We start from the raw sequence: 11995 nt of genomic DNA, 5'->3' as shown, positions 1-11995 counted from the left end.
GAAGCAGTCGTAAAACCTGTAAATGCGGTGTACCTGATGGAGTGCAGGGAGCGCTTCGCACTCCAGCGGGAGCAAGCTCCCTCGCCACAAAGGTTGTGCTGATTACACACACGCTATACATCACAGTTACATCAACTGGAGAACGTCATGAGCAAAATCGCAATCATCGGTGCCACCGGTCGTGCCGGTAGCCAACTGTTGGAAGAAGCCCTGCGTCGCGGTCACAGCGTCACCGCCATCGCCCGCGACACCTCTAAAATCGGCCAGCGTGCCGGTGTCGTCAGCAAAAACGTCGACGTGCTCGATGCTGCCGCTTTGCAAGCCGCCGTCGCTGGCCATGATGCGGTAATCAGTGCTGCACATTTCTCCACCATCCCCGCCAGCGCCGTCATCGAGCCGGTGAAGCAGGCCGGGGTCAAGCGTCTGCTGGTGGTGGGCGGTGCCGGTTCGCTGTTGCTGCCCGGCGGCACCCGGGTGATCGACAGCGAAGGTTTTCCGCCGGAGTACAAGGCTGAGGCCAGTGCCGGTGCCGATTTCCTCAACACCTTGCGTCAGGAACAGGACCTGGACTGGACCTTTCTGTCGCCGTCGGCGGAGTTTGTCGAAGGTGAGCGTACGGGCACGTTTCGAGTCGGCAAGGATGACTTGCTGGTGAGTGCGCAGGGCCGCAGCTGGATTACCTTTGCCGATTACGCGATCGCGTTGCTTGATGAAGTGGAAACACCGAAGCATTCCCGCCAGCGGTTTACGGTCGGGTATTAACTTCGCAACACCACATCCCCTGTAGCAGCCGAACGCAGGCTGCTACAGGGCGATTTCGGTTCAGCGTGCCTGCGCCTGCTCCACCAACCACCCCATCAATTCGCGCAACTTCGGCGAAGGCGCAGGTTTTTCGGGGAACACCAGGTAATACGCCAATCCGGTTTTCACCTTCAAATCAAAGGGCATGACCAGCCGCCCGGCGCTCAGGTCATCGCCGATCAACGACCAATCGCCAATCGCCACGCCTGTCCCCTGGGACGCCATCGACATCGCCAGGTCCAGGGTTTCGAAATGCTGGCCCTTGCCGACATTGCTCAGATGAATATCCGCCGCTTTCAACCAGGCTTTCCAATCCCGTTCATCCCGGGTCGGATGCAGCAACAAGTGTTGTTGCAGGTCTGCCGGTGTCTGCAAGGCCAGTGGCCCTTCAAGCATCGGCCGGGAACACACGGGCGTCAGTTGCTCATCGAACAAATGATGGGAGGCCAGTGAGCTCTCCGGCGGCGGGCCATACATCACCGCCGCGTCGAATTGTTCACGATGAAAGTCCACGCCGTGTTTCACCGTGGTGGTCAATTCCACCGGCACATCCGGGCGTTCCTTTTGCCACTGCAACAGGCGCGGCAACAGCCAGCGCATCACGCAGGTCGGCGCCTTGAGTTGCAAGGTTTCGCGCTTCTCGCCGATCTGCTCCACGGCCTCGTCGATCAGGCCGAAAATCTGCTGCACCCGTGGCAACCACTCACGTCCTTCGGCGGTCAGGCTCAAGCCCCGCGCCTGGCGAATGAACAGTTCATAACCCAGATGATCTTCCAGCCCGGCGATCTGCCGGCTCACCGCGCCTTGGGTGATGTGCAGCTGTTCGGCGGCCCGGGTGAAGTTGCAGCACTGCGCGGTGATCAGAAAAGTGTGCAGCGCCGGCAGGGGAGGCAGTCGTTTCATTGGGATCCAAGGTATGACGTGAGGACATGGCTAGTATGACTTTTTATCCATTGTTGCGGCTATGTGTCGCCCGTTCCAATGAGGCCATTCCCGGGCCTGCCATTCCATCATAAACACTGCGCAGGCCCGGCGTCTCAAACGAACAAAAAGGGCAAACACATGGCGACGTGCGGCGAAGTATTGGTCAAGTTACTCGAAGATTACGGGGTCGAGCAGGTGTTCGGCATTCCCGGGGTCCATACCGTGGAGCTGTATCGCGGGCTGGCCCGTTCGAGCATCAACCACGTCACTCCACGTCACGAACAGGGCGCCGGGTTCATGGCCGACGGCTATGCTCGCACCAGCGGCAAACCGGGCGTGTGCTTCATCATCACCGGCCCCGGCATGACCAACATCACCACCGCCATGGGCCAGGCTTACGCCGACTCGATCCCGATGCTGGTGATCTCCAGCGTGCAATCGCGCAGCCAATTGGGCGGCGGGCGCGGCAAGCTGCATGAGCTGCCGAACCAGAGCGCACTGGTCGGCGGCGTGGCGGCGTTCTCCCATACCTTGATGTCGGCGGCGGAATTGCCGGGCGTGTTGGCGCGGGCCTTCGCGCTGTTCCAGGCCGGGCGTCCGCGTCCGGTGCACATCGAAATCCCGTTGGACGTACTGGTCGAAGAGGCCGATGACCTGCTCTCCAGCGTGCCAGTGAACATCGATCGTGCCGGTGCTTCGCCCAGCGCGATCAGCCGCATGACCGACCTGCTGGCCGGTGCCAAGCGCCCGTTGATTCTTGCTGGTGGCGGCGCCATCGATGCGGCGGCCGAACTGACTGAACTGGCCGAGCTGCTGGATGCGCCAGTGGCCCTGACCATCAATGCCAAAGGCATGCTCGAATCCAGCCACCCGCTGCTGATCGGTTCGACCCAAAGCCTGGTGGCCACCCGTGCGCTGGTGGCCGAGGCTGACGTGGTGCTGGCCATCGGCACCGAACTGGCCGAAACCGATTACGACATCACCTTCGCCGGCGGCTTCGAAATCCCGGGCGTGCTGCTGCGCGTGGACATCGACCCAGACCAGACCGTGCGTAATTACCCGCCGAAGGTGGCGTTGGTGGCCGACTCGCGCAATGCCGCCCAGGCCCTGCTGAGTGCGCTGTCCCACAAGTCGCTGGCCGAGCGCCGCAATGACTGGGGCCAGGTGCGCGCCGCTCGCTTGCGAGAAGAGCTCGCCGCGACCTGGGACGCCCCGACCCTGGCCCAGACCCGCTTCCTGGAAACCGTGCTGTACGAATTGCCGAACGCGGTGTTCGTCGGCGATTCGACCCAACCGGTGTACACCGGCAACCTGACCTTCAACCCGGAGCGCCCGCGTCGCTGGTTCAACTCGTCCACCGGTTACGGCACCCTCGGTTACGCCTTGCCGGCGGCGATTGGCGCCTGGCTCGGTGGCAGCGTCGAAGGCGGCACGCGCCCTCCGGTGGTGTGCCTGATCGGCGACGGCGGCCTGCAATTCACCTTGCCGGAACTGGCCAGTGCGGTGGAAGCGCGTACGCCGGTGATTGTGTTGCTGTGGAATAACCAGGGCTACGAAGAGATCAAGAAATACATGGTCAACCGCGCCATCGAGCCGGTGGGCGTGGACATCTATACCCCGGACTTTATCGGTGTGGCCAAGGCCCTGGGCTGTGCGGCCGAAGCGGTCAACAGTGTTGACAGCTTGCGTGATGCGTTGCGCCTGGCCACCGATCGTCAGGGCCCGACCCTGATTGAAATCGACCAGACCCAGTGGATGAAGGCGGTGTCGCAATGAGTGTTCCCATGACCTTTCCGACGACCCTCGACGGCCTGTTCATCGATGGCCAATGGTCCGCGGGCAACGAACATCTGCGTGTGATCAACCCGGCGACCGAAGCCCTGCTGACCACCGTTAACGGCGGCGATGCTCACGCTGTCGATCAGGCCGTCACGGCGGCGGCCAACGCGTTCAAGCAATGGTCGAAAACCACCGGTGCCGAGCGCGGGGCGATCCTGCGCAGAATCGCCGCGGGCGTGCAGGCCGGGCGCGAACAGTTGATGAAGTTGCAGTCGAGCAACAACGGCAAGCCGCTGTTCGAAGCGGCCATCGACGTCGACGACGTGATCGCCACCTTCGAGTATTACGCCGGTCTGGCTGAAGGCCTGGACGCGAAACAAGACAGTGTCGTGGCATTGCCGAGCGACGATTTCAGCGCCCGTTTGCGCCGCGAACCGTGCGGTGTGGTGGGGCTGATCGTGCCGTGGAATTTCCCGATGGTCACCACCGCCTGGAAACTCGCCCCGGCCCTGGCCGCCGGTTGCTGCGTGGTGCTCAAACCGTCTGAAGTGACGCCGCTGCCGGAGCTGGAACTGGCGACGATCATTGCCGAGGCCGGTGTGCCAAACGGTGTGTTCAACCTGGTCTGCGGCACCGGCCTTGCCGTTGGCGCACCGCTGTCGGCTGACCCGCGCATCGCCAAGATTTCCTTCACCGGCAGCAACGCGGTGGGCGTGCAGGTGATGCAGCGGGCGGCGGAAACCGTGAAAGGCGTGAGCCTGGAACTGGGCGGTAAATCCTCGCTGCTGGTGCTCGCCGATGCCGATATCGAACTGGCCGTGGAAGTGGCCTGTGGCGGCGGTTTCTTCAACGCCGGGCAGATGTGTTCCGCCACCAGCCGCGTACTGGTCGCCGATGAACTGGCGGATGAATTTGTCGCGCGATTGAAGGCCCGTGCCGAAGCCATCCGCGTGGCCGACCCGTTCGACCCGAACGTGGAGATGGGCGCATTGGTCAACCAGGCGCAGTACCAGCGGGTGCTGGGCCACATCGATCGCGGCTTGAGTGCTGGTGCGAAGCTGATCTGCGGCGGCAATCGCCCGGCGGACCTGTCGCGCGGTTATTTTTTGCAGCCAACCGTTTTCATCGACGCGCCCCTCGAGAGTGCGTTGTGGTGTGAAGAGATTTTCGGCCCGGTGATTTGCGTGCGCAGTTTCAGCTCTGAAGCCGAGGCGATCGCCTTGGCCAACGACAGCCAGTTTGGTCTGGTCGCCAGTGTGGTCACGCGCGACAGCGAGGCCGCCGATCGGGTCGCCAACGCTTTGCAGGCGGGGCTTGTGTGGATCAACGCACCGCAAGTGATCTTCCCGCAGACCGCCTGGGGTGGCTACAAACAGAGCAGCATCGGCCGCGAATTGGGGCCGTGGGGCTTGCAGGCTTTCCAGGAAATCAAACACGTGATTCGGGCCGTCTGACAGCACGAAAACAGTGAGCGCATGCCTCGAAAGGAGGCATGCGCCAACGTCATGGCTTCAATGAGTATTTATCGATAGTCAGGTGTTTTGCACGACCTCAGGATGAACCCGCTGGTCAAGCTCAAGTCCTTTGAAACCGGGGACTTCAAGCCGATCTGGCCGCGCGGATGCAACGGTTGCGACCAACCTCATACTTAAAAAAACAAAGGGAGTCCTTCATGGGCAAGCATGATCTGAACAGACGTCAATTCATCAAAACCGTGGGTGTGGCGTCGGTAGCCGCGGCAGCCATGAGCATGCCGTTCATCCGGGCCAATGCCAGCGACACGCGCTTTACGGGCAAGACCCTGCGCTTGCTGACCTGGTCCGATGACACTGGCCTGGCAGCATTGCGCAATATCGCGGCGACCTTCGAAGACAAGTACGGCTGCAAGGTCATCGCTGACCGCACCGGCAGTACCTCGGAAATGGTCGCCAAACTCAAGGCCGGCGGTGATCGTCCACAGTACGACATCATCACCCTGGCCGGCGTCGGCGCCGAAGGCCTGGCCGCCGCCAACCTGCTGGAAAAACCCGACCTCAACCGCATCCCCAACCTGGTGGACGTGCCGGAGAAATATCGCACCGGCGCCAATGGCCACGGTATCGGTTACCTGCTGTGGTGCAACAGTCTGGTCTACAGCACCCGTACCCAGAAAGAAGCCCCGGACAGCTACGCCGCGATGTGGGACGCCGACCTGGCGCCGAACATTTTCCTGCCGCCGCCGAACTGGACCGAGGCCATGGACCTGATCATCATCGCCGCCAAACTGGCCGGTGGTGACGAACACAACATCGAGCCAGGCTTCAAGAAACTCGCCGAGCTCAAGAGCCGCGTGGTGACCCTGGGTGAAAACCCGAACCAGATCGCCGAGCTGTTCCGCACCGGGTCCCTGGACATGGGCGGCTTGTACGCACCGGCGTTTTTCCCCAAACAGATCCGCGACCCGGCCTACGGTCTGGGCGCCACGTTCGGCATGAAGGAAGGTTTCTACACCGACCTGATGCTCTCGGTGATGCCGAAAAACCGTCCGGGCGATACCGACCTGGCCTACGCCTTCATCAACCACTCTCTGGACCCGCTGGTGCAGGGCAAGATGGCCGAAGACATCTACAACGGTCCGGTCAACGCCAAGGCGATCATCTCCGCCGAAGCCCGCAAGAGCCCGTACATCCTTACGCCGGAGCAGATTGCCGAGAAGGCGATCATGCACGACAACGCCTTCCTGGCCACCGTGCATGACCAATGGATTCGTCGTTACACGGAAATCTTTTCTTCCTGATTTCTGCGGTTTGAAGATTCATTGTGGCGAGGGAGCTTGCTCCCGCTCGGCTGCGTAGCAGCCGCAAAACCAGGCACCGCGTTCTATCTGAAAGGGCGCGGTGATTGATTGGGGTCGCTGCGCAACCCAGCGGGAGCAAGCTCCCTCACCACAGGTTTTGCCGAATCTCAGTCTTGCTGCTTTCCATTGACGAGACCCTTGCTATGGAACACCAACCTCTGACCCATCCGGTAAGCGTCGCACCCACGCGCGCTAATCGGGGTGTCTCACCGACAGTGCGTGCGTGGTTTTTCCTCTCGCCGTCGATGCTGTTTCTCGGCGTGCTGATTGCCGCCAGCCTCCTGGTGCTGCGCATGAGCGTGGGCACCAAAGGTGCGGAGTGGTCCGGCTTCAGCCTGGCCAGTTACGCGCAATTGCTGGAACCGTACTACCTCAAATCCTTGCTGCTGACCCTGCGCCTGGCGCTGATCAGCGCGGTGATCGCGGTGCTGCTGGCGATCCCGGTGGCCTACACCATGTCGCGGCTGACCTCACCGTTCGTGCGGCGGATTTTCCTGGCGGCGGTGCTGTTGCCGTTGCTGGTCAACCTGTTACTGCAAAGCTACGGCTGGCTGGTGATTCTCGGCCCGGGCGGGATGCTCAATCAGGCGCTGATGGGCCTGGGCCTGATCAAGCGGCCGATCATGCTGCTGTACAACCAGAACGGCGTGTTGATGGGCCTGGTGCAAACCGCGTTCCCGTTGGCTGTGCTGCCGATTGCCAGCGCCATGCGCGGAGTCGCCCGCACTTACGAAGAAGCCGCTGCAACCTTGGGCGCCAGTCGCCTGCAGGTGTTTCGCCAAGTGGTGTTGCCGATGAGTTTTCCGGGGATCATCACCGGCGCGACGTTGGTGTTTGCCTACAACGCCAGCAGCTTCGTGGTGCCTTTGCTGCTCGGCGGTCGGCGCGTGCCGATGCTGGCGGTAATGGTCCATGACCAGATCGCCCCGCTGATGAATTGGCCCGCCGCGTCCGCTGCCGGCGTGGTGCTGATCGTTACCACCCTGGCCATCATGACCTTGTCCGAATACATCACTGGCCGTCGTCGGCGCATGCTGGAGGCTTCCCAATGAGCACTTTGATCAAGAAGCGTCAGTCGTTGCTGCCGGGCGATACCGGCAAGTTCGCCGGCATCCTCTCGGGCTTCATCCTGCTGCTGGCGGTATTGCCGATCCTGACCATGATCGTCATGTCGTTCAGCGGCGCGTCGAACCTCGACTTTCCGCCCAGCAGCTACAGCCTGCAATGGTACAAGGCCGCCTGGCACACGTTCGTCTCGCCGGACGCCAGCGACGTACTGAGCCTGGGCAAGGCCATGAGCACCAGTTTGCTGGTGGCCTGCCTGACCATGATCTTCGCCACGATCATCGCGGTGCCGGCGGCTTACGCGCTGACCCGTTGCGAGTTCCGTGGCAAGGCCGTGGCGCTGCAATTGATGTCGCTGCCACTGGTGTTCCCGATGGTGGTGTTGGGCCTGGCCTTGCTGTTGGTATTCGACAGTCTGCCGTTCCAGATCACCACTTCGCGGCTGGTGATCGCCCATGTGATTCTGGCGCTGCCGTTCGTGGTGAAGAACTGCACGGCAGCGATGCTTTCCATTGGCAGCGAAGTCGAAGAGGCCGCGCAAATGCTCGGCGCTTCACCGACTCGGGCGATTGTCGATGTGGTGGTGCCGTTGATGAAGTCGGGGATTCTGGCGGGCATGCTGCTGGCGTTCATCGTCTCGTTCAACGAATTCACCGTGACCTATTTCCTCTACACCATCGACGTCATGACCGTGCCGATCTGGATGTACAGCCGCACCGTGTCGTCGCTCGACCCTACCGTTTTCTCGTTTGCCGTGCTGATCGTGCTGATCGACTTCGTGCTCATTTGGGCGCTGGAAAAGTTGGTTGGCGAAGGCGGCGTTTCGTTCTGATTTCTTGAGGTGATTCAAATGACTGGTCTGATTCTGGAAAACGTCGAGAAACATTACGGCTCGGCCTGCGCGGTAAAGGATGTGAACCTGCATTTGCCCGAGGGCAAACTGGTGTGTTTCCTCGGCCCGTCGGGCTGCGGTAAAACCACTTTGCTGCGGATGATCGCCGGGCTCGAAACCCTGACCGGCGGCGAGATTCGCCTGGACGGTGAAGACATCGGCCATACCCCTGCGCATCAGCGCAATTTCGGTATGGTGTTTCAATCCCTGGCGCTGTTCCCGCACATGACGGTGGGGGAGAACATTGCCTATCCGTTGAAACTGCGTGGAGTCAGCAAGGCCGATCAGCAGGCGCGGGTGGTGGAGTTGCTTGAGCTGATTCAACTGCAGGAAATGATTGATCGCCCGGTGGCGAAACTCTCCGGCGGTCAGCGTCAGCGTGTGGCGATTGCCCGGGCGATTGCCTCGCGGCCGAAAATCCTGCTGCTCGACGAACCGCTGTCGGCGCTGGACGCCAAGCTGCGCGAATCGATGCAGGTGGAAATCCGTCAGCTGCAACAGCGCTTGAACATCACCACCATCATGGTCACCCACGATCAGCGCGAAGCCATGACCATGGCCGACATCGTGGTGGTGCTGGGTGAACATCGGGTGCAGCAGGTGGGCACGCCGATTGAGATTTATCGGCACCCGGCCAATGAATTCGTCGCGGACTTCATCGGTTCGGGGAATATTTTCCCGGCCACGGCGTTGGGCAATGGCAAGGTCAGCCTGCCCGGCGGTGATGCGCTGCAAGTGCCGATCTGCAGCAGCATCGTGGTGGGGGAGAAAGTGAAAATGCTGATTCGCCCCGAAGACCTGCAATTGTCGCAACCCCAGGCGACGGCGGGGAATCGCTTGCTGGGTAAGGTGACGTTTGTGCGGGATATCGGCGCGACCATCGAAACCACCGTCGAATGTTCCGGGGTGTCGTTTACCGCGTTGAGCACGCCGTGTCAGGACGTTGGGTTGAGCGTTGGCAATCCAGTGTCGGTGACCTTGCCGGCTGAGGCGTGCCGAGTACTGAGCGCCTGATTTTACTGGCCCCATCGCGGGCAAGCCCGCGATGAGGCCATCAGCCACGCAACAAATGCCGGATCAAACCGTCAACCGCAACCGCGCCAAGTCCCGCAGCGGCGGTGCTCCGAACAATCGGCTGTACTCGCGGCTGAACTGCGAAGGGCTTTCATACCCCACCCGATACCCCGCCGCCGACGCTTCCAGCCCTTCGGCCAGCATCAACCGTCGCGCTTCTTGCAGGCGCAACTGTTTCTGATACTGCAGTGGACTCATCGCCGTCATCGCCTTGAAGCGGTGATGCAGCGTCGACACGCTCAGGTTCACTTCCCGCGCCAGGTCGTCGATGCGCAGCGGTTGCTCATAATTGCCGTTGAGCCATTTGATCGCCTGGCTGATGCGATGGCTCTGGCTGTTGGCGATGGCAATCTCATACAGCCGATGTCCCTGCTGGCTGCGCAACAGCCGATACAGAATCTCCCGACGAATCAGCGGCGCCAGCATGGCGATGTCTTTCGGTGTGTCCAGCAAACGCGCCAGGCGCAGCACGGCGTCGAGCATGGCCGCGTCGATCCGCTCGACATACAGGCCTCGGCCCGTGGGCCGTGTGGGGAGGCCGATGGGGCCGGCGTCGGCAATCAGCGCGGTGATTTCCGCCGGGTCGATGTCCAGCCGCACCGCGAGGATCGGTTCTTCGGGCGAGGCATTCACCACCCGCCCGCTCAGGGGCATCGAGACCGATACCACCAGGTAATTCAGCGGGTCGTAATTGAAGTGTTCGTCCGCCAACCGAACTTCCTTGCGTCCCTGGGCCATGATGCAGAGGGCCGGTTGGGCCAGCCCCGGGGCGAAATCATGGGATTTGCTGTGACGCGACATGAACAGCGAACCGACGGCGGTGGCATAGGAACCATCGTCCAGCGTGTTGCGACGGATGAGGTCGGCCAGTTCCGCGCGCTGTTTTTCCATGTCAGCGGGAAGCGGAGCCTGAAAGTGATCGAGCGACGACATGCAGGGAATCCTCCGTGAAGTGTTGGTCATGGGCCGAGCTTAAATTTGTGCAAGGGACAGCGGTAGACACATCCTGTCAAAAGCTTGCCTGATTCTGCGCGGGGTGAATACACGAGGCTGCCATAGCAGGGCAATGTGGATGAAACTTGCTTAAAAGTGGTGTGACAGCGGTGTGACAGTACTTTGCGCGCTGTTACAGAGGCTTTTTGCAGTTGCGCAGGATTGTGCAATAAGCCGGCAGAAATCGACTAACGCTGACTGTGATGCGCCGCCTAATCTTGGATCCTGTCGCAGCCCGTCCCACGGCTGCCACTCGACTCCCTGGGAGGGTTGAACATGTCTACGCAGATCCCCGTCAGTCATATGGCCTTCGTTCGCGCCCGCGCCGGGCGTTCGGCAGAACTCGGTGCGCGCCTGAGCGCCCTGATCGGACCGTCGCGCAACGCGCCGGGTTGCCTGAGCTTCGCCCTGCAGCACTCGCAATGTGATCCCGAGCTGTGGCTGGTGTCCGGTTTCTGGGCCAGCCAACAGGCGATGACCGCTTACTTCGGCAGCCCGGCGATGCAGATTTTTGCCGAGCTGGTGCAGGAAATGGTGGTCAACAGCCTGGATTTCCATACTTTCAAGGATGTCTCGGCGACCCAGGCCCTCGGCCAGTCCCAGGCAGCGGTACACAAACTGGCCGGTTGAGGGTTTAATGGCGCAACTCTCCATTAGCCAGGATCCGCGACATGGCACGTAAAGCCTTTGAACACTTCGAAGCCGTTTCAGCAGTAGTACCGGGCGAGGGCGGTTACCACGCCGCGATTGCCGTCAAAGCCCTCGGTGGTTCCGGTGCCCCGGTTTTTCACAAAGTGCTGGAAGGCCAGACGTTCAAGACCGCTCATGAAGCCGACGAGGCCGCGGCCAAAGAGCTGACCCACCTCAAAGACGTCAAACAAGACGCCGACCTGCTCTGGTAATCACTTGACCGCCCCCGGGCGGAACATCTTGAACAGTGCCTCTGGCCCCAGCTGAAAATAATCCGCTGGCCCGCCGCCGCGCAGAATCGGTTCTGCTGCGGCGGTGTCGTACACCCCATCCTTCAACAGCCATTTGGCGATATGCACGGCGACCACTTCGCCGAGAATCAGCCAGCTCGGCACCACTTCCTTGTTGGCGCGCTGCAACTGAATGATCTGCGTGACCTTGCACTCGAAGGACACCGGGCTTTCGGCGACCCGTGGCACCTGAATGATTTTCGACGCGGCGGTGGTCAGCCCGGACAGTTCGAACTCGTTGACTTCCGGCCCGACCATGGCGCAGCTCTGGTTCATCTGCTCGGCCAGCGGACGCGTCGCCAGGTTCCAGGCGAACTCGCCGGTCTGCTCGATGTTGTTCAGGCTGTCTTTGCGCCCGACACTGGAGAACCCGATGATCGGCGGGATGTAGTTGAAGGCGTTGAAGAAGCTGTAGGGCGCCAGGTTCAGGCGACCGTTGGCGTCCTGGGAGGAAATCCAGCCAATGGGACGCGGGCCGACGATGGCGTTGAACGGGTCATGGGGCAGGCCATGGCCGTTGGCGGGTTCGTAGAAATGGATATCGTCGGGCATGGAGTGAATTCCTGAGGGCGTCCGGGAGGTGAGCATGGTGCAAGGGCCAGCGGCAGATTTCAATCAGTGGGATTGGGGCTTCTGTGGCGATCACCGGGT

The 11995-nt window shown here is 61.4% G+C and carries 12 protein-coding genes; 9 read left to right on the top strand and 3 right to left on the bottom strand.

Annotation, left to right across the window (positions count from 1 at the left end; translation table 11 throughout):
• Positions 1-147: 147 nt before the first annotated feature.
• Positions 148-762: an NAD(P)-dependent oxidoreductase gene (locus F475_RS21935; protein WP_018926563.1), complete on the top strand. Its 615-nt coding sequence runs from the start codon at positions 148-150 to the stop codon at positions 760-762.
• Positions 763-822: 60 nt separating this feature from the next.
• Here the strand turns inward: F475_RS21935 and F475_RS21930 are convergent, their stop codons facing one another.
• Complete coding sequence (locus F475_RS21930) at positions 823-1704, bottom strand: LysR substrate-binding domain-containing protein (RefSeq protein ID WP_018926562.1); 882 nt, start codon at positions 1702-1704, stop codon at positions 823-825.
• 159 nt (positions 1705-1863) lie between these two features.
• Between F475_RS21930 and F475_RS21925 the strand changes: the two genes are divergently transcribed.
• The 6 genes from F475_RS21925 (at position 1864) to F475_RS21900 (ending at position 9311) form a co-directional block, all read left to right on the top strand.
• Positions 1864-3501 carry a 5-guanidino-2-oxopentanoate decarboxylase gene (locus F475_RS21925; protein ID WP_018926561.1) on the top strand — a complete coding sequence of 546 codons (1638 nt, stop codon included), beginning with the start codon at positions 1864-1866 and terminating at the stop codon, positions 3499-3501.
• An 8-nt stretch (positions 3502-3509) separates the two neighbouring features.
• Positions 3510-4958 (top strand): aldehyde dehydrogenase family protein, encoded by a 1449-nt coding sequence (locus tag F475_RS21920; RefSeq protein ID WP_111454713.1) that lies wholly within the window; start codon positions 3510-3512, stop codon positions 4956-4958.
• A 218-nt stretch (positions 4959-5176) separates the two neighbouring features.
• Positions 5177-6280: an extracellular solute-binding protein gene (locus F475_RS21915; RefSeq protein WP_018926559.1), complete on the top strand. Its 1104-nt coding sequence runs from the start codon at positions 5177-5179 to the stop codon at positions 6278-6280.
• A 203-nt stretch (positions 6281-6483) separates the two neighbouring features.
• On the top strand, positions 6484-7392 hold the full coding sequence (locus tag F475_RS21910) for an ABC transporter permease (protein WP_019581522.1): 909 nt from the start codon (positions 6484-6486) through the stop codon (positions 7390-7392).
• Positions 7389-8237, top strand: a complete 849-nt coding sequence (locus F475_RS21905) for an ABC transporter permease (RefSeq protein WP_018926557.1) — start codon at positions 7389-7391, stop codon at positions 8235-8237. The genes F475_RS21910 and F475_RS21905 overlap by 4 nt, the downstream gene beginning before the upstream one ends.
• A gap of 18 nt (positions 8238-8255) precedes the next feature.
• Complete coding sequence (locus F475_RS21900; RefSeq protein WP_111454712.1) at positions 8256-9311, top strand: ABC transporter ATP-binding protein; 1056 nt, start codon at positions 8256-8258, stop codon at positions 9309-9311.
• Between the two features lie 63 nt (positions 9312-9374).
• Here the strand turns inward: F475_RS21900 and F475_RS21895 are convergent, their stop codons facing one another.
• On the bottom strand, positions 9375-10304 hold the full coding sequence (locus F475_RS21895; RefSeq protein WP_111454711.1) for an AraC family transcriptional regulator: 930 nt from the start codon (positions 10302-10304) through the stop codon (positions 9375-9377).
• Positions 10305-10640: 336 nt separating this feature from the next.
• On the opposite strand from F475_RS21895, the gene F475_RS21890 reads away from it, so the two are divergent.
• Both F475_RS21890 and F475_RS21885 read left to right on the top strand, forming a co-directional pair.
• Entirely contained in the window at positions 10641-10994 is a 354-nt protein-coding gene (locus F475_RS21890; protein ID WP_111454710.1) for a putative quinol monooxygenase, read from the top strand.
• A 41-nt stretch (positions 10995-11035) separates the two neighbouring features.
• On the top strand, positions 11036-11266 hold the full coding sequence (locus tag F475_RS21885) for a hypothetical protein (protein ID WP_019581518.1): 231 nt from the start codon (positions 11036-11038) through the stop codon (positions 11264-11266).
• Here F475_RS21885 and F475_RS21880 read toward each other — a convergent pair whose 3' ends face one another.
• Entirely contained in the window at positions 11267-11896 is a 630-nt protein-coding gene (locus F475_RS21880) for a flavin reductase family protein (protein WP_018926552.1), read from the bottom strand.
• Between the last annotated feature and the right edge of the window lie 99 nt (positions 11897-11995).

Source organism: Pseudomonas sp. URMO17WK12:I6 (assembly GCF_003253625.1).
GTDB lineage: Bacteria > Pseudomonadota > Gammaproteobacteria > Pseudomonadales > Pseudomonadaceae > Aquipseudomonas.
The sequence above is the reverse complement of the archived record's forward strand: the minus strand, read 5'-3'. Positions and strand labels throughout refer to the sequence as shown.